Origin of the sequence: Pseudoxanthomonas sp. LH2527, from assembly GCF_022539275.1 — a bacterium.
Classification (GTDB): domain Bacteria; phylum Pseudomonadota; class Gammaproteobacteria; order Xanthomonadales; family Xanthomonadaceae; genus Pseudoxanthomonas_A.
In genome coordinates this window covers 35,621-53,297 of sequence record NZ_JAKZBW010000013.1, presented here as the reverse complement: position 1 = coordinate 53,297, position 17,677 = coordinate 35,621, and the positions used below count along the sequence as shown (strand labels likewise).

13 protein-coding genes are annotated in these 17,677 nt (G+C 66.6%); 10 read left to right on the top strand and 3 right to left on the bottom strand.

Annotation, left to right across the window (positions count from 1 at the left end):
- The first annotated feature begins 49 nt into the window (after positions 1-49).
- The 3 genes from MMG85_RS09110 (at position 50) to MMG85_RS09100 (ending at position 3,872) form a co-directional block, all read left to right on the top strand.
- Complete coding sequence (locus tag MMG85_RS09110) at positions 50-1,708, top strand: right-handed parallel beta-helix repeat-containing protein (RefSeq protein ID WP_241045759.1); 1,659 nt, start codon at positions 50-52, stop codon at positions 1,706-1,708.
- A gap of 323 nt (positions 1,709-2,031) precedes the next feature.
- On the top strand, positions 2,032-2,295 hold the full coding sequence (locus tag MMG85_RS09105; RefSeq protein ID WP_241045758.1) for an acyl carrier protein: 264 nt from the start codon (positions 2,032-2,034) through the stop codon (positions 2,293-2,295).
- On the top strand, positions 2,289-3,872 hold the full coding sequence (locus tag MMG85_RS09100; protein ID WP_241045757.1) for an AMP-binding protein: 1,584 nt from the start codon (positions 2,289-2,291) through the stop codon (positions 3,870-3,872). The genes MMG85_RS09105 and MMG85_RS09100 overlap by 7 nt, the downstream gene beginning before the upstream one ends.
- A 60-nt stretch (positions 3,873-3,932) precedes the next feature.
- Here the strand turns inward: MMG85_RS09100 and MMG85_RS09095 are convergent, their stop codons facing one another.
- The gene (locus MMG85_RS09095; RefSeq protein WP_241045756.1) at positions 3,933-4,643 is read right to left on the bottom strand and encodes a J domain-containing protein; all 711 of its coding nucleotides are present in this window, start codon (positions 4,641-4,643) and stop codon (positions 3,933-3,935) included.
- 18 nt (positions 4,644-4,661) lie between these two features.
- Complete coding sequence (locus MMG85_RS09090; protein WP_241045755.1) at positions 4,662-5,645, bottom strand: polysaccharide deacetylase family protein; 984 nt, start codon at positions 5,643-5,645, stop codon at positions 4,662-4,664.
- Between the two features lie 400 nt (positions 5,646-6,045).
- Here MMG85_RS09090 and MMG85_RS09085 point away from each other — a divergent pair, with 400 nt between their 5' ends.
- From MMG85_RS09085 to MMG85_RS09075, 3 genes are read left to right on the top strand one after another with little or no spacing between them, the layout of a single operon-like run.
- Entirely contained in the window at positions 6,046-8,751 is a 2,706-nt protein-coding gene (locus MMG85_RS09085; protein ID WP_241045754.1) for a right-handed parallel beta-helix repeat-containing protein, read from the top strand.
- The gene (locus MMG85_RS09080; RefSeq protein ID WP_241045753.1) at positions 8,748-9,818 is read left to right on the top strand and encodes a Gfo/Idh/MocA family oxidoreductase; all 1,071 of its coding nucleotides are present in this window, start codon (positions 8,748-8,750) and stop codon (positions 9,816-9,818) included. The genes MMG85_RS09085 and MMG85_RS09080 overlap by 4 nt, the downstream gene beginning before the upstream one ends.
- Positions 9,815-10,822 (top strand): NAD-dependent epimerase/dehydratase family protein, encoded by a 1,008-nt coding sequence (locus MMG85_RS09075; RefSeq protein ID WP_241045752.1) that lies wholly within the window; start codon positions 9,815-9,817, stop codon positions 10,820-10,822. The genes MMG85_RS09080 and MMG85_RS09075 overlap by 4 nt, the downstream gene beginning before the upstream one ends.
- An 84-nt stretch (positions 10,823-10,906) precedes the next feature.
- Here MMG85_RS09075 and MMG85_RS09070 read toward each other — a convergent pair whose 3' ends face one another.
- Positions 10,907-12,097, bottom strand: coding sequence for a glycosyltransferase (locus tag MMG85_RS09070; protein ID WP_241045751.1), 1,191 nt, complete (start codon positions 12,095-12,097; stop codon positions 10,907-10,909).
- A gap of 97 nt (positions 12,098-12,194) precedes the next feature.
- Between MMG85_RS09070 and MMG85_RS09065 the strand changes: the two genes are divergently transcribed.
- The 4 genes from MMG85_RS09065 (at position 12,195) to MMG85_RS09050 (ending at position 17,468) form a co-directional block, all read left to right on the top strand.
- Positions 12,195-13,757 carry an oligosaccharide flippase family protein gene (locus MMG85_RS09065; protein WP_241045750.1) on the top strand — a complete coding sequence of 521 codons (1,563 nt, stop codon included), beginning with the start codon at positions 12,195-12,197 and terminating at the stop codon, positions 13,755-13,757.
- Positions 13,757-14,890 carry a glycosyltransferase family 2 protein gene (locus MMG85_RS09060; RefSeq protein WP_241045749.1) on the top strand — a complete coding sequence of 378 codons (1,134 nt, stop codon included), beginning with the start codon at positions 13,757-13,759 and terminating at the stop codon, positions 14,888-14,890. Before MMG85_RS09065 ends, MMG85_RS09060 begins: the two co-directional genes overlap by 1 nt.
- A gap of 61 nt (positions 14,891-14,951) precedes the next feature.
- Complete coding sequence (locus MMG85_RS09055) at positions 14,952-16,226, top strand: O-antigen ligase family protein (protein ID WP_241045748.1); 1,275 nt, start codon at positions 14,952-14,954, stop codon at positions 16,224-16,226.
- Between the two features lie 51 nt (positions 16,227-16,277).
- Positions 16,278-17,468, top strand: a complete 1,191-nt coding sequence (locus tag MMG85_RS09050) for a glycosyltransferase (RefSeq protein WP_241045747.1) — start codon at positions 16,278-16,280, stop codon at positions 17,466-17,468.
- Positions 17,469-17,677 lie beyond the last annotated feature (209 nt).

Here is a 17,677-nt window from a genome sequence, read left to right as displayed (position 1 = left end):
AACGATCACGGCGCAACAGGGGGCGCTGTCACGGTTTAACGGAGCTTTCATGGCCATCGCCCCCCTGTGTCACCGATCTTTGTCCCCGTTGCTGCTGTTTGCCGCCGGTCTCGCCTTCAGCGCCCCGGCCCTCGCGGCCGAGCTGTACGTCTCGACGTCCGGCAACGACAGCAGCGGTACCGGTACGCTGCAGAATCCCTACCGCACGGTCAAGCGTGCGATCAGCGCCGGACGTGCGGGGGACACCATCACCCTGCGTGCCCCGGCCAACAACCGCACCTACAACGAATGCGACGTGCGCCTGCGGCAGAGAATGACGCTGCAGACCTATGCCGGCGAAGGCAAGGCGCGCATCCATTGCGCGATCACCACCGCCGATACGGTGACCATCCAGATCGACCCGGCGGCCTCGGGCAGCCGGCTGTCGAACCTGGAGATCAGCGGCGGCTACTACTACGGGATCATGCTGCAGACCAACTGGTACCAGGGCGGTCCGGCCAGCGACACCGGCGCCAGCGACGTGGTGCTGGAGGACCTGCTGATCCACAGCACGGGTCGTGACGGGATCAAGATCACGCCCAAGTCGAACCGGGCGACGATCCGCCGGGTGGAGATCCACACCACCGGCGCGCGCGACAGCAGCAATGCCGATGGCATCGACAACGTCAACGCCGACGGGATGGTGGTGGAAGACAGCTACATCCACGACACGGCGACCACGGGCATGTACTTCAAGGGTGGTGCACGCGATGTGGTGGTGCAGCGCAACCGGGTGGAGAACACGGGCGATGCGGGCATCCTGGTGGGGTTCGACACCAGCGTGGAGTTCTTTGATCTGAGCGTGAACCCGCAGTACTACGAGTCGATCCGCGGGATCGTGCGCAACAACGTGGTGCGCAACACGGGGTATTCGGGCATCGGCATGTACGCGTCCAAGGATGCGATCGTGGCCAACAACACCATCATCAATGCCGGACGCCTGGGCCACTCGGCGATCTACTTCGGTGTGACGTTCCAGGACTGGGATCCGAATGCGGGCCGGCCGGCCAACATCAATCCGACTCTCCGCAACAACCTGGTCATCCAGAGCAACAACCGCTGCGTCGAAATCCGCTACTCGTCCGAACTGGGCGGCCTGTCGGGCCTGTCCGGATCGCCGAACAGCAACTGGAACGGCTTCGGCAACGGCTGCGTGTTCCGCGACGGCCGGCCCGGCAGCACGGTCACCGCGGGGACCCTGGCCCAGTGGCGCAGCGGCACCGGCGCGGACGCCAACAGCAAGCAAGCGGCGTTCTCGGTGGACGCCAACGGGCGACTCCCGGCGGGCAGTCCGGCGATCGATGCGGGTACCACGCTGGCGCAGGTGACCGATGATATCGATCGCCAGACCCGCGCCGCCCCGTTCGACCTGGGTGCCGACGAGTACGGCCAGCAGAGCACGGCCCCGATCCGCGTCAACGGGGTGCAGCCCCTGGTTCCGGTGCGTGGAAGCAGCGCAGCGTCCGGCGCGGTAACGGCGGGCAGCCTGCCGGCCACCACCGCGGCGCCGGTTACGCCGACGGCGTCCACGTCGTCAACCCCCGCCGCCACCACGCCTGCGGCGGTGCCAGCGGTCAGGCCGGCCGCCAAGCCGGTATCGAGAACCTACACGGCGCCCGCGATCAAGGCCTGGTACTGGCTGCTCTCGTGGATTGACCGGTTGCGCTGAGTCCGCTCGACCTAGTTGCAGGTTCCAGGTACGGGGTCCGGCATTCGCCGGGCCCCGTTTTCGTTTCCGGTCGGCGTGGCGCGCACTGCCTGAACTGGCCGTTCCGGCACGGCTTGTGCGTTCTCCTCTGCATCGGAGCACGGCTCCGGTGCCTTGGCCGCCTGACGTGCGGATGGTGGAACGCGCACCGCGATGCGCTGGCCATCCGCGTTGACGGGGATGCTTGCGTCGCCGGCCGGGTACCAATCGCGACGCGATGGCTGCAGGGACGTTCGCCTGTGCCGCCGCGCCTGTCCACACTGCACAAGAATTGGATCGCCTGCATGGAATCGATGGAACACCGCGTACGGGAATTCATCAGCACGACCTTTCCGGTCGAGGCCGGGGAAGAACTCGCCACCCACCAGAACCTGCTGGATGCCGGGATCGTCGATTCCATCGGCGTCCTGACGATCGTGACTTGGATCGAGGAAACGTTTGAAGTGACGGTGGATGACGAGGATGTGTTGCCGGAGAACCTGGGCAGCATCGCGGGCATCATGGCCTACGTGGAGCGCAAGCAGCAGGAAGCGGGGCACGCATGCTGAGGTACGAGCAGCACCTGGCGGCCGCAGCGGCCCATGATCCCTCCAAGGCCGCGATCATCCAGGCGGGCGTACGCACCTCGTACGCCACGCTGGACGCGGCAGCCGACCGGTTCGCGGATGCGCTGGTCGAACGCGTCGCCTTCGCCAACGGCGAGCGTTGCGTGCTGTTCCTCGAGAATCGTGTCGAGACCGCCGTCGGCATCTTCGGCACGCTGCGCGCCGGCGGCATCTTCAGCGTGGTCAATCCGACCACCAAGACCGACAAGCTCGCGTTCGTCCTGAACAACTGCGAAGCATCGGTTCTGTTCACGCAGGCCAGCTTGGCCGGCGTGGCGCTGGCCGCCGCGGCGCAGGCCCCGAGTATCCGCCGGGTGGTGGTCGTGGACGACACGGCCACGGCCTTGCCCGCAGGCGCCGAGACCTATGCGACGTTCGTCGATCTCGCCGTGCCGGGTGCGGCGGCCAAGCGTCACGCGGGCGTCGATATCGACCTGGCGATGCTGGTCTACACCTCGGGTTCCACCGGCAATCCGAAGGGCGTCATGATGACGCACAAGAACATCGAGCACGCCGCAACCTCGATCACCACCTACCTGCAGTCGCGCCGCGATGACGTGGTGCTCAGCGTGCTGCCGCTGTCGTTCGACTACGGCCTGTACCAGTTGCTGATGTGCGTGAAGATGGGCGCCACGCTGGTGCTGGAGAAGTCGTTCGCCTTCCCGCAGAAGATCCTGCCGTTGCTGGCCTCGGAGAACATCACCGGCTTCCCGCTGGTGCCGACGATGGCGGCACTGATCGTGCAGATCGGCAACTTCAATCCGGATTGGGCGCGTGGCGTGCGTTACCTGACCAACACCGCGGCCGCCTTGCCGCCGGCGCACATCCTGAAGCTGCAGGAAATCTTCCCGAATGCCCGCATCTACTCGATGTACGGCATGACCGAGTCCAAGCGCTGCACGTACCTGCCGCCGGAGCAGCTGAGCAAGCGGCCCGACAGTGTCGGTATCGCCATCCCGGGCACGGAAGTGTGGGTGGCCGATGACGAGGGCAAGCCGGTGGCGCCGAATGTCGTCGGCGAACTGGTCGTGCGCGGCGGCCACGTGATGCAGGGCTATTGGCGCAACGAGGAAGCGACCGCGAAGACGCTGAAGACCGGGCGTTATCCGTGGGAGAAAGTGCTGCACACGGGCGACCTGTTCCGCATGGACGAAGAGGGCTTCCTGTACTTCGTCGGTCGCAAGGACGACATCCTGAAGTCCCGCGGCGAGAAGGTCAGCCCGAAGGAAGTGGAGAACGTGCTGTATGCGCTGGCCGGCATCCGCGAGGCGGCCCTGGTCGGTGTACCGGATCCGGTGATGGGTCATGCGTTGAAGGCGATCGTGGTGACGGATCGCGATGATCTGGACGCCCGCGCCGTGATGGCGCACTGCCGTGCTCACCTGGAGGAATTCATGATCCCGCGCACGGTCGAGTTCCGCGATGCGCTGCCGAAGACCGGTACCGGCAAGATCCGCCGCAGCGTGCTGCAGGCCGAAGCCGAAGGCAAGCCGATCCCGGCCGACGAAGAGCCCGCCTGAGCGGTCAGTCAGGAGCGGGGATGGTTGCGCGCGTGGCCGGGCCAGCGCGCTGCCGTGTGGTCACTCATTGCCCGGGCAGTGCCGGCGTGGACGGAAGTCGGCGACCGTATCGCCGGGACCTGGCCGCTCGCGGGCCACATCGAGCGGCTGCAGCGGTGAGCTGTACCAGTCCACCAGTTGGCCGCAGGCCACCCGCACCCACGACGCGCCGTATAGCCATTGCTGTCCGGTGTGATCGCTGCTGAAAGGGGGTCCGATCACCGCGATCACTTCGTCCGGCGACATGCCCAGTTTCAGGGTCGGCGGGTCGGTGGAGGCGTGCAATTCGGTGGTGACCATCGCTTGCGCGGTCTCCGATGGCATCGCGTGTGGGACATCACCTTCATTCTCGGCGGACAGCAGCAGCGCCGCCAGAGCGATGGCGAGTGCCAGCCAGGCGAGTCCCCGCCATCGCGAGGGTGTGCGGGCAGGCTCATCCCAAGTGGCATCCTCGCCGCCCTGCACGATGTCGGTACGCATGCCTGCGGTCGCTGTCGGCGCCTTTACGGTTGCGCCAGGGAAGCGCCCGTGCGCACGGTGGAACTCCAGGGCCGCGGAGTAAGCGTAGTTGAGCGTCTTCAGCGTATCCTCGCCGCCGGCGTCAGTGCCCGCGCGATCCGGGTGCAATCCGGATACACGCCTGCGGTAGGCGCGCTTGAAGCTGTCGGGGTCGCACTCCGGGCCAACGCCCAGTTCCTTGTACAAGGTCAGGAAGTCTGCGCCGTCGTTCATGTGAAGATGGGGCGGTACCTAGTTGTAGGGACGCGCACAGACCTGTGGCAGCGACGCCATGGCCTCGAATTCATGCTTGAGGATATGCCTTTCCATTGCCACGCGCGGAATGTCGAAGCGTGGCGATGCCTGCGTGGCATAGCCGCCGTAGTAGGAGAACGCATGGCGCACGTTCATCGCGTCCAGGCACTCGCGGGTGTCGTCGTTGAACGAGTTTCGGTTGCCGACGGGGTAGGCGAAATACTCCATGTCGATGCCCACTTCCGCCTTGAGGCGCGCGGCGCAACCGGAGATCTCCTGGTACTGCTGCTCCTTCGGCATGCGTGAAAGCACCGGATGGTTGACCGTGTGTCCGCCGATGGTCATGCCGCCACGCGCCATCTCGCGGATCATGTCCCAGTTCATCCAGTGTCCGGAGACGTCCTCCGGATGCCTGACGCCCGCCGCCTCGCGCAGGGCGCGCAGCATGGTGGCGGCCTCGTCGGAAGGGAGCGATTTGTAGCGCGCGAGGACCAGCGCGATGGCGGTGTCGCACGCAGGCTGCAACAGCAGCGGCTGGCTGATCCAGGGTGTCAACGAAAGGCGCGGGTGCGGCGAGGTACGCAACAGCCAGCAGATTTCGTCCCACCAGGGCAGGGTGGGCTTGTCGATGAAACCCGTGGCGATGAAGAACGCGGCGGGGACGTTGTGCCGCCGCAGGATCGGAAAGGCGAGTTGGTAATTGTCGAGATAGCCGTCATCGAACGTGATCAGCGCGTAGCGCCCCCGGCGATCCCCGAGGGCATAGTCCAGGTCCTTCGGCGAGATGACATCGAAGCCACGGGCCAGATGGCCGACCTGTGCGTCGAAGTCGCCGGCGCTGGCGCTCCACAGGGCGCGGTCGTACGGCTGCGACTGTGCGTCATCGCCTACGCGGTGGTAATTGAACACCAGCACCCCATGACGGGGCAGTGCGGCCAGCAGGCGCCCGAATCCGGTCACCGAAAGCAGTTTGGCGATCAAGCCTCTTTTCAAGTTCCATCCCCTTCTTGGCCTGACGCACGGATCCGGCATGCATTGCGGGTCGGCGTATCCTGTCCTCCCCCAGATAACGCGGTTCGTCGCCGAAACAGGACTTGCGTGGCCGGAATTCCCACGCATCGGCGTTTTTCAAATTGTGAGACGCGTGGCGTGGGGCATCCCCCGGGGCCGCCACCAACGACGCGTTGTCGACCACCGCGATGACTGGCGCGATGTGCGCCCCCTGGGCTTTCCGGACCAGGGTCGCCTGCCGTGATGGTACACGGGAGGACTGGAAACCTCAGGAAATCCGCCACCGATGTCCATGCCAATTCCTGCGTGCGCTCAAGGTTTTGCCGCCGCACTGCTTTTCGCTGTTGGCACGGTCCTGAGTTGCCCCGTGATGGCGGCCGAGCTGTACGTCTCGACGTCCGGCAACGACAGCAGCGGCACCGGTACGCTGCAGAATCCCTACCGCACGGTCAAGCGTGCGATCAGCGCCGGACGTGCGGGGGACACCATCACCCTGCGGGCCCCGGCCAACAACCGCACCTACAACGAATGCGACGTACGCCTGCGGCAGAGGATGACGCTGCAGACCTACGCCGGCGAAGGCAAGGCGCGCATCCATTGCGCGATCACCACGGCAGATACGGTGACCATCCAGATCGACCCGGCCGCCTCGGGCAGCCGGCTGTCGAACCTGGAGATCAGCGGCGGCTACTACTACGGGATCATGCTGCAGACCAACTGGTACCAGGGCGGTCCGGCCAGCGACACCGGCGCCAGCGACGTGGTGCTGGAGGACCTGCTGATCCACAGCACCGGTCGTGACGGGATCAAGATCACGCCCAAGTCGAACCGGGCGACGATCCGTCGGGTGGAGATCCACACCACCGGTGCGCGCGACAGCAGCAATGCCGACGGTATCGACAACGTCAATGCCGACGGGATGGTGGTGGAGGACAGCTACATCCACGACACGGCGACCACGGGCATGTACTTCAAGGGTGGCGCGCGGGACGTGGTGGTGCAGCGCAACCGGGTGGAGAACACGGGCGATGCGGGCATCCTGGTGGGGTTCGACACCAGCGTGGAGTTCTTCGACCTGAGCGTGAACCCGCAGTACTACGAGTCGATCCGCGGGATCGTGCGCAACAACGTGGTGCGCAACACGGGCTATTCGGGGATCGGCATGTACGCGTCCAAGGACGCGATCGTGGCCAACAACACCATCATCAATGCGGGCCTGAAGGGGCATGCGGCCCTGTTCTTCGGCCTGTCCTTCCAGGACTGGGACAAGGACGCCAAGCGACCCGCCAACGTCAATCCCACCGTCCGCAACAATCTTGTCGTCCAGGATGGACGCCCCTGCGTGGAAATCCGCTGGGTGCACGAAGAGGAACTGGGCGGCGCGTTGTCCGCATTGGACGGCGACCCCGGCATGGACTGGAACGGCTATTCGGATCGGCGCGGCGCCTGCCGCTTCGTCGACCAGCGGCCGCAGTCGCCGATGCTGGTCGCGGAAGGCAACTTCGAGCGGTGGCGGCGACGCATGGGTGCCGACGCCCATGGCATGCAGGCGGACTTCTCGCTGGACGAAGCGGGCAGGCCGCAGGCGGGAAGCCGCGCGATCAAGGCCGGCACGCCGCTGGAGGCGGTCACCGACGACATCGACGGCAACCGTCGCGGCGATCCGCCCGACCTCGGTGCGTACGAGACCGGCCTGGCCGCCGCGGCGCTGCCGCAGCCCCCCGCGCCTGTCGTGGCCGTCGCCGACAACGCCCTTGCCACGCTGCGCGCCGGCGCCGACGATGCGGGCGTGGTCGCCCGTTCGCGCTACGGCACGTTGCAACACCTATGGAATCGCTTTGACCCCGGGATATCACTGATGAAGTTCATTCTTCTTGCACTGGCGGTTGTCGCCCTGCTGGGCCTGATGCTTGCCGTGCGTCTGGTAAGCAGGCGCAACGTCATGGCCTGGCTGCTGGCCTGGTTGAAGCAGGACTGGCGTGCGCCGGTGCCGAAGGGCACCACCCGCCACCTGCTGTTCTGCTTCGTCGACCACTACGAGCCGGCGTGGGGCAAGCCCGACCTGGAGAAGGAGCGCGCACGCGTGGCGCGCTGGAGCCGCGATCTGCCCCGTCTTTGCGCGGGCCATCGGGACGCCGACGGCAGGCCGCCGGTGCACTCGTTCTTCTATCCGGAAGAGGAATACCGCGAAGAGCACCTCGACGCGCTGGTGGATCTCTGCCGGCAGGGGCTGGGCGAGATCGAGATCCACCTTCACCACGACAACGACACCGAGGCCGGGCTGCGCGAGAAGCTGTCGCGCTTCACCGAACTGCTGGCCGCGCGCCACGATGCGCTGCCGCGCGATCCGGCCACCGGCCAGCCGCGCTGGGCCTTCATCCACGGCAACTGGGCCCTGGACAACAGCCATCCCAGTGGCCGCCACTGCGGTGTCGACAACGAACTGATCGTGCTGCGCGAAGAGGGCTGTTATGCCGACTTCACGCTGCCGGCGGCGCCGGATCCGTGCCAGACGCGCACGGTCAACCGCATCCACTACGCCAAGGACGATCCGCTGCGCTGCAAGTCGCACGACACCGGCCCGCGCGTGCGCGTGGGTGGCCGCGAGGAGGGCGAACTGATGATCATCCAGGGCCCGCTGGGGTTCCGCTGGAAGAGTCGCAAGTTCGGCCTGATTCCGCGCATCGAGAATTCGGACATCCGCAAGGTCGCGCCGCCGTCGCGTGACCGCATCGATGCCTGGGTGGAAACCGGCATCCACATCGAGGGCCGGCCCGAATGGACCTTCGTGAAGATCCATACCCACGGCGCCGAGGACTGCGACATGGATACGCTGCTGGGCCCATCGATGGACGAGGCCTACCGCTATCTGGAGTCGCGCTATAACGATGGCAGCGAATGGAAGCTGCACTACGTCAGTGCGCGCGAAATGTACAACATCGCGAAGGCGGCGGAAGCCGGCGAAACCGGTGATCCGGGCCTGTACCGCGATTACGTGATTTCGCGGCCTGCGTATCGCGTCGGCGGCGAGACGTCGCAACCGGCCATGCCGCGCGTTGCCGGGAGCATCGGATGAGGGTTGGGATTGTGGGGTGCGGCAAGATCGCCGACGGTCATGCCGAGCAACTTCGCGCGATGGGGCGCGCCGACCTGGTCGCCGCCTGCGACCGCGAGCCGCTGATGGTGGAGCGCTTCGCGCAACGCTGGACCGGGGTGACCGGCCATGCCGACATGGCGGACATGATCCGCGTCGAGCGTCTGGACGCGGTGCACATCGTGACGCCGCCGGACTCGCACGCGCAACTGGCCTGCCAGGCGATGGAGCTGGGTTGCCACGTGTTCCTGGAAAAGCCTTTCGCACTGGATGCTGCCGGCACCCGTCGCATCCTCGATTGTGCGCGGGAGACCCGCCGCAGGATCGGGGTGAACTACCTCTACAACTTCGAGACTCCCGGCCTGCGCTTGCGCGAGCTGATGGACGAACGCGCGCTGGGCGACGTGGTGCACATCGATACCAGCTACGGCTACAACCTGGGCGGGGATTACGGCATGGCGGTGATGGGTGACCCGGCGCACTGGGTGCACCGGCTGCCCGGCAAGCTGTTCCACAACGTGCTGGACCATGTGCTGGCCAAGGTGGTCCCGTTCCTGGAGGAGCCGGTAACGGTGAACGCCTTCGCGCACCGCATGCGCCCGGACGGTGGCGACGCCGCGCTGGATGCGATGCCGGACGAACTGCGCTTCACGCTGGCCGGGGCCAACGGCGTCACGGTGTCCGGCATGGTCAGTTCCCACGCCAGGCCGGTCTCGCATGCGATGAAGGTGTACGGCACGCGCGACACCGTGGAGCTCGACTACGCCGCGCGCACGCTTGTGCGCAGCGCGCGGCAGGACCAGCCCAGTGCACTGGGCCGACTGTTCCCGGCCTGGATACAGGCAGTGCGCTTCGCCGGCAACGGCGCAAGGAACACGGGGGATTTCATGCGCAACCGGTTCCATTATTTCCAGTGCATGCGCGTGCTGCTGGGCGGCTTCTACGACGCCATCGAGGGCCGGGGCGAGGATCCGGTGCCGCATGCGTACATCCTGCGCGTGGCGACCCTGATCGACGGCATCGTCGAAGCCCTGGAGCGGCCCGCATGACCGTCCTGTTGACCGGCGCCGCCGGATTCCTGGGTCGCAGGATCGCCGAGAGCCTGCTCGACGCCGGGGTGCAGGACCTGCGCATCCATGTGCGCCGCACGGCACCCGCCGGCTTGCTGGAAAAGCTGCAGCGTGCGTATCCCGACGCGCGCGTCAGCGTGGTCGCCGCGAACCTGCTGCATCGCCATGACCTGGCGCCGATGCTGGCGGGCGTGGAGGTGGTGGTGCATGCGGCGGCGGGCATGCGCGGTTCGGCGGCGGACATGTTCGCCAACACCGTGGTCGGCACCCGCAACCTGCTGGACGCCACCGCTTCGGCAGGGGTGCGCCGGGTGGTGATGGTGAGCTCGTTCGCGGTCTATCGGACGGCGTCGCTGCCGACCGGTGCCGCGCACGACGAGACGGTGCCGATCGAACCGGTCGGCATCGACAAGGGACCCTACGCGCATGCCAAGACCCGACAGGAGCATCTGCTCAACGAATATCGCAGCCAGCATGGCTTCGAGACCGTGGTGCTTCGCCCCGGGGTGATCTATGGGCCCGGCGGCGGCGCGTTCTCCAACCGGGTGGGAATCAGTGCAATGGGGCTGTTCTTCAGTCTCGGCGGCAGCGCGCCGCTGCCGTTGACGTACGTGGACAACTGCGCCGACGCGATCGCCTGCGCGGCCTTGAAAGGGGTCGACGGCCAGGCGTACAACGTCGTCGACGACGATATCCCGACCTGCGCGCAATACCTGCGTGCCTATCGGCGCAAGGTGCGCAAGCTGCGCGTGGTGCCGGTGCCGTACCCGCTGTTCAAGCTGGGTGCCAGGGTGCTGCTGCGCTACCACCAGTGGTCGAAGGGACAGCTGCCTGCGGTCTTCACGCCCTACGTGGTCCATTCGATGTACCGCCGCTTCGCGTATCCGAACGACAAGCTGAAGGCGATCGGATGGAGGCAGCGCGTCCCGACGGAAACGGGTCTGGAGCGCGCGTTCGAGGAACTGGAGGGGCGGTCCGGCTGATGCCTCGCGCTTGCCGTGGATGGCGTGAACCAGTAACCATGACGGACGCGCGGGATTGAACGGCGCCCAGCCCCGGGGGTGGACTCAGCGGGGTGCTGGCACGCCGGCGTAAAGCGCGTCGTAGTTCTCACGCATCACCTCGATCGATCCGTGCTCGACCACCCAGCGGCGTGCGTTCTCGCCCATGCGCAGGCGTTGTGCCGGGTCCTCCAGCAGCCGCGACAGCGCGGCACGGAGTGCGGAAACATCATCCGACGGGACCAGCAGGCCGGTCTGGTGCGCCTGGACGATCTCATCATTGCCACCCACGCGGGTGGCCACGAGGGGCAGGCCGGCGGCGCAGGCTTCCAGCAGCGCGATCGACAGTCCCTCGGTGCGCGAGGGCAGGGCGAACACGTCGAACGCGTTGAGCAGCCGGGGGATGTCCTGGCGGGGGCCGGTGAAGACAACGCCGTCCTGCATGCCGAGCTGTCGGGCCAGGGAGGCCAGTTCGTCGCGCAGTGGGCCGTCGCCGGCGAGCACCACCACCAGGCCGGGCCGCGACGGGCGCAGCAGCGCCGCGGCCTCCAGCAGCAGGCGTTGATTCTTCAGTTCAACCAGCCTGCCGACGGTGCCGATCACCAGCGCCTCCTGCGCGATGCCAAGCTCGTCGCGCACCTGCGCGCGCGTAGCGGACGAACGCTCGAAGCGATCGACCGGGATGCCGTTCATCACCGTGCTGCTTTTGGAAGCCGGCACCCGCCCGCTCGATACCAGCTGCTCACGCACTTTGGCGCCGACCATCGCGACCTTCTGCGCGTGCGTCAGCGACCATCGGTAGAGCCAGCGCAGGCGGCGATTGCGCAGCCGGCCGCCCATGTTGTGGCAGGTGTTGACCAGCACCGGTTGTCGCCGGGCGAAGCGTGTCGCGGCGGCCGCGTAATAGCTGGGGACGAAGTTATGCGTATGCACCACGTCCACGCCGGTCTCCAGCAACGTGGCGCGCAGCAGCCGGATCAGCCTGACATCGGCGCCGCCACGCTTGTGTCCGATGATGACGGGAATGCCGGCCTGCTCGAGGAACGGGCGAAAGCCGTCGGTGTCACACAGGCTGAATACCCTGACGGTGTGTCCGTAGGCCGCCTGTGCGATGGCCAGATCGGCAACGACGCGCTCCAGGCCTCCGTATTCAAGTGAATCAATGACATGAACGACGCCGAGCTTGCCAGAAGGTTTCATATGCAGGTGACAACGTGGAATGCGTCTGTCGCAGGTCACAGGATGAACGAACGCCATGCCGGCCGTGCACCACGCGTGACCCGTTCTGACCACTTTTGGCGTTGTTCGTGACAGTCGGTATGGGTGCTGCACCTCGCACCAATCACAGGGGACTATGAACCAGCCTTTCAACGGCAGAACGGCCATACGCGGCGCCATCATGGTGATGGGCTCCACGTACGTGACCTATGCGCTGGGTCTGCTGACCAGCGTGCTGGTGGCGCGCACCCTGGGCCCGAGCGATTTCGGCCGCTACACCTACATGGTGTGGATGGCCGGGCTGTTGATCATGTGCAGCAACAACGGCCTGACCACCACCGTCATCCGCTTCGCGTCGGAGAGCCTGGGCCGCGGCTCGCCGCAGACGGCCCGCAGCATCCACGGATGGCTGCGCCGCTGGCAACTGGCGTGCGTGGCGATCGTGACGGTGGTGTTCCTGCTGACCATGCCGTTCTTCACGCCTGCCGGTTGGGAAGGGCACCTGGCCGTGTTCGCGGCGGTGGTGCTGATTGCCGCGATCGCCAAGGCCATGTTCCTGTTCGACGTCTCCGTCGCCAAGGGCTACGGCCTGTTCCATGTCGAGGCGCGCTCCACGGTGACGATGAGCCTGATCAACATCGTGGCCGTGCTGGCGCTGGTGATGCTCAAGGCCCCGCTGCTGGCGTATCTGCTGCTGTTCACCGCGCTCAGCGTGGGCTACGTGGTGTGCTCGTCGGTCATGTTGCGCAAGGCGGAGGTACGGCCTTCCCGTGAGCCGGTCGATCCGGCGACGCTGGCGCGGCTGAAGCGGCACCTCGGCTGGACCGTGCTGTTGACCCTTGCCTATGCGATCAGCAACAAATCCATCGAAACCTGGATGCTGAACGCCATGGTCGGGTCGGCCGCCGTGGGCTTCTTCGCCATTGCGGCCGCGTTGACGCGCGGCGGCGTGGACCTGCTGGCCTCGGGACTGGGCACAGTATTGATGCCGATGATGGGGCACGCGTTCGGCAAGGGCGGGCAGGACGGCGTCAACGCGATCATGGCCAACGCGATGCGCTACTTCGCCTTCATCGGTCTGCTGCTCGCGGGTACGGGTGCCTTGCTGGCCGACAGCGCGGTCGCGCTGCTCTACGGGCCGGCATACGAGGCGGTGGTGCTGCCCCTGAGGGTCATGATGGTGGTGGGCGGCTTCACCATGGTCGGCGGCGCCTTCAACGCCCTGTTGTCGACAACGGACAACCAGCGGCTGCGGGTGGGGTATGTGCTGTTCTCGGTCGTGAGCGTGGCCGTGCTGTCGGTGCTGCTGATCCCGCGCTACGGGCTCAACGGCGCCGTGGCCGCGCACGCCATCTCGGAGGTGCTGATCTTCACGCTGATGGCCACCGGCGTGTCGCGACTGTTGAAGCTGCGGGTGCCGTGGCGCGAACTCGGGCGCATGGTGGCCTGTGCGCTGGTGGCGATCGCCGTCGCCGTGGTGCCCATGCTGGTGGGAGGCACCAACTTCTGGACCGAACTGGCGGCCGGTCTGATCTACGCTGCGGTCTTCGTGCTGGGAACGGTGGTCATACGTGCCTGGCGTGCCGATGACGTGCAGCATCTGGGCGCGCTGCTGCAGCGTTACCCCGGCCTCGCCGGCAGGATGCAGGGCCGTCTGCAGCGCTGGGCCGACGGACTGCCGACGGATAGCGTGCGTTGATGCTGCAGACTTCCGTTCTCCTGGCGTTCTGGGGCAGCCTGGTCCTCATCGTGTTCACCTATGTCGGGTATCCGCTGTGGGTGCTGGCATGGGCGCGCCTGTTCTCGAGTCCGGTGCGCAAGCGCCCGCACTTTCCGCGTGTCACCGTTCTGCTGTCCGTCCACAACGCGGCGGCAAGCGTCGCGCCCAAGATCGAGAACCTGCTGTCGCTGGACTATCCGCAGGAGAACCTGGACATCATCGTCGCCTGCGACGGATGTACCGACGACACGGCCGAGGTGCTGCGACGCATCCCTTCCCGGCGCCTGCGCGTGGTCGAGTTCCCGCAGCGCCGGGGCAAGGCGGCCTGCCTTGCCGAGCTGGTGGACATGGCGTCGGGTGAAATACTCTTGATGGTCGACGTGCGGCAGAGGCTCGGACAGGATGCGCTGGCCCGGTTGGCCGCCAATTTCGCAGACCCGGATGTCGGGGCGGTCAGCGGCGAACTCTGCTTCGTCGATGAGACGGGAGGGTTTGCGGCCAACGTGGGTGCGTACTGGCGGTACGAGAAGATGATCCGCAATGCCGAGGCCCGCAGTGGTTCCGTGGTGGGGGTGACCGGTGCGCTGTATGCGATCCGGCGCGACCTGTACGTACCGTTGCCGCCGGGCACCGTGCTGGACGACGTGTTGACGCCGATGAACGTGGTGCGCGATGGCTATCGTGTCGTGTTCGAGGCCGGTGCGGTCGCATGGGACACGCCCTCCACGACCTCGACGCAGGAGCGCGTCCGCAAGGTGCGCACGCTGGCCGGCAACTACCAGGCGGTGGCGCTTGCTCCCTGGCTGGCGGTCCCGTTCCAGAATCCGCTGTGGTTCCGTTTCGTCAGCCACAAGCTGCTGCGATTGATGGTGCCGTGGCTGCTTTGCATCCTGGCGGTCTCCTCGGCCTACCTGGCGTTCTCGCACCCTTTCTACCTGGCATGCCTGCTGGCCGGTGTGGGCGGCATCGCGTTGCTGATGGCGGCAACCTGGCTTCCCGCCTTGTCGGCGTGGGCGCCCGTGCGCCTGATGTCCACCTTCGTGCACATGAACCTGTATGCCGGCCAGGCCCTGCTGGCCTACGTGCGCAATCCGAGGTTGCACCTGTGGTGAGGGGCTTGCGGGGAACATGTGGGTCCGGCATGCGCGGGCGCGTCAGGCGAGGTGAGCAACGATGATGATGTTCGTCTTCGTGCTGATCTACCTGATGCTGGTGCTGCTGAGGCCGCAGGACTATCCGCAGATGGCGGACTTCGGCATCCCCATCCTGCCACTGGCCATGGCATCGGCAGCGGGTGCCTGGGTGTTCTCGCGCGAGAAGCGATTCAACGCGCCGCAATACTTGCTGCTGCCGTTGTTCCTGGTGGCCATCTTCCTGTCGCTGGCGCTGACGGGATGGATGGGCGGCGCGCAGACCGCAGCCGTCGATTTCCTGCCGTGCGTGGTCTCGTTCTTCCTGCTGGCCAATGCGGTGAACAAGCCGACGTACACGCGCGTCATCATGGCGGTGATCGTGGCGTGCGCGTTCGTGATGGCGGTGCACGGGGTACAGCAAGCGTCCTCCGGTATCGGCTGGACGGGCCAGCCGACCGTCGAGGACGGACGCATCCAGTACGTGGGCATCTTCAGCGATCCCAACGACCTGGGCATGCTGTTCGTCATTTCGCTGCCGATGGCGGTCTACCTGGGTAGCCGCGGCGGCTTTCTCGGGCTGAGGCGGTTGTTCTGGTTCTGTGGCTGCCTGCTGCTGTTCTACGGTATCTACCTGACGAACTCGCGCGGTTCCTTCCTCGCGGTGGTCGCGATGACCGCCGTCTACATCTGGATCCGGCGCGGCAGGATCTGGGCCGCCATGCTGGGCGCCGGCGCGCTGGTGGTGCTGCGCCTGATGCCGTCACGCCTGGACCAGTTGAACGTGCAGGAGTCCTCGGCCTCCGGCCGCATCGATGCCTGGTACGAAGGCATGCAGATGTTCATCACCCATCCCGTGCTGGGCGTGGGGGCAGGGCAGTTCACCCAGTACCACTATCTGACCGCGCACAACTCGATCATCCTGGTGCTCGCGGAAACCGGCATCATCGGCTTCGCGTTGTGGTTCGCGTTCGTCGGTTACGGCTTCTGGATGATGTACCGCATCGTCCGTTTCGAGCCCGAGTTCGAGGACGAGGACGACCTGCTGGAGTGGCAGGACGCCAGGGCGATGGCGCTGGTGCTGCTGGTGGCGCAGGCGGGTTTCTTCGCGGCGGCCTTCTTCCTGAGTCGCAGCTACGTGATCCTGCTTTATCTGCTGGCCGCGCTCGTCGTTGCCCACCACTCCAATGTCCTCGCCCGGTTCCCGGCCTTGGGGGAACTGCGCCTGGGCAACCACATCGTCCGCTGGTTCGTGTTGACCGTGGGTGCCGTGGTGGGGTTCTACGTGGTGTTGAAGGTGTTGTTGGCGATGGGATGATCCGCGCGTCTGGCCGGAGCACGGGAAGAATCGCGTTACATGAGTCTGATGATGCCGCGAATCGCTCTTGTCACGCCGATCCTGCCCGTGCCCCACGACCAGACGCGGGGCCGCTACATCCATGAGACCGCGCGTGCGCTCTCGAACCTGGCGCAGGTGCGTGTCTTCTTCCAGCAGGCGAGCTATCCGCGTATCCCCGGATTGTCGCCACGCAGCTTCCTGCGCGGCGAAGTAGGTGCGGACTACACGCTGGATGGCGTGGACGTGGAGGCCTATACCTATCCCGCATTGCCGGGAATATCCCGCGCCACCAACGGCTGGATGGCGAGCCGGGCGCTGGTGCCGCGGATGCGCAGATTCCAGCCGGATCTCGTGCTGGCGTACTGGGTCTATCCCGATGGTGCGGCAGCCAAGCGCGCGGCCCGGCGCCTGGGCGTACCCTGCATCGTCGGCGCCCGCGGTTCCGATATCCATGTGCGTTCCGGCCTCAACGCCCATCTGACGCGGCGCACGCTGCAGGGTCTGGATGCGATCCTGACCGTCAGCCACGCGATGCGCGATACCGCGATCGCCACCTTCGGCGCCGATCCCGAACGCGTGCACCCGGTGGTCAACGGCATCGACACGGCGGTCTTCCACCCGCGGGACCAGCAGGCGATGCGGGCCAGGCTCGGCGTGCCCGCCGATGCGCGCCTGATCGCCTATGTGGGCCGTTTCGTCGAAGCCAAGGGCATGCGTGAGCTGCTGCAGGCCTTCCAGGGATTGGCATCGGAAGATGCGCGAGTGCGCCTGGCGCTGGTCGGCGACGGTGTGATGCGTGAAGAACTCGCGGGCCTGGTGCAGGCCACCGGCCTTGCCGGTCGCGTCACCATGACCGGTGGACTGGAGCCGGCGCAGGTTGCCGAATGGATCGGGGCGGCCGACGTGCTGACCCTGCCAAGCTGGTCCGAAGGCTATCCCAACGTGGTGGTCGAGGGCATCGCCTGCGGCCGGCCGGTCGTGGCCACTGCGGTGGGCGGTACCGGCGAAATCATCCATGCCGGCAACGGCATCATGGTGCCGCCGCGTGATGCGGCTGCGCTGCAGCGTGGCCTGGCCGACGCGCTGGCCAGGTCGTGGGACGCCGATGTGCTGGCCGCCTCGGCCAGTCGGGGATGGGACGACGTTGCCGCCGATACGCTGGCCGTCTGCAGGCAGGTGCTGGCCATGCGTGGCCACGATGTGTGCATGGACCCGGCCTGATGGGAGGCGCTGTCGGCGGCGCCACGCCGCAAGTACCAGGCGATGCGTGGGATGAACGGTCGGCGTCGGCCGATGTCGCGCCCTTCCTGCACCGGCATCGCATGTCGCCCCTGCTCGAAGCGCGTCCCACCCACGTCGGTCCACGCGTATCCGGTGTCGCGAACAAACCAGCGCGACGGCCCATGCGCGTGCCGGGTGCCGGCACGTTC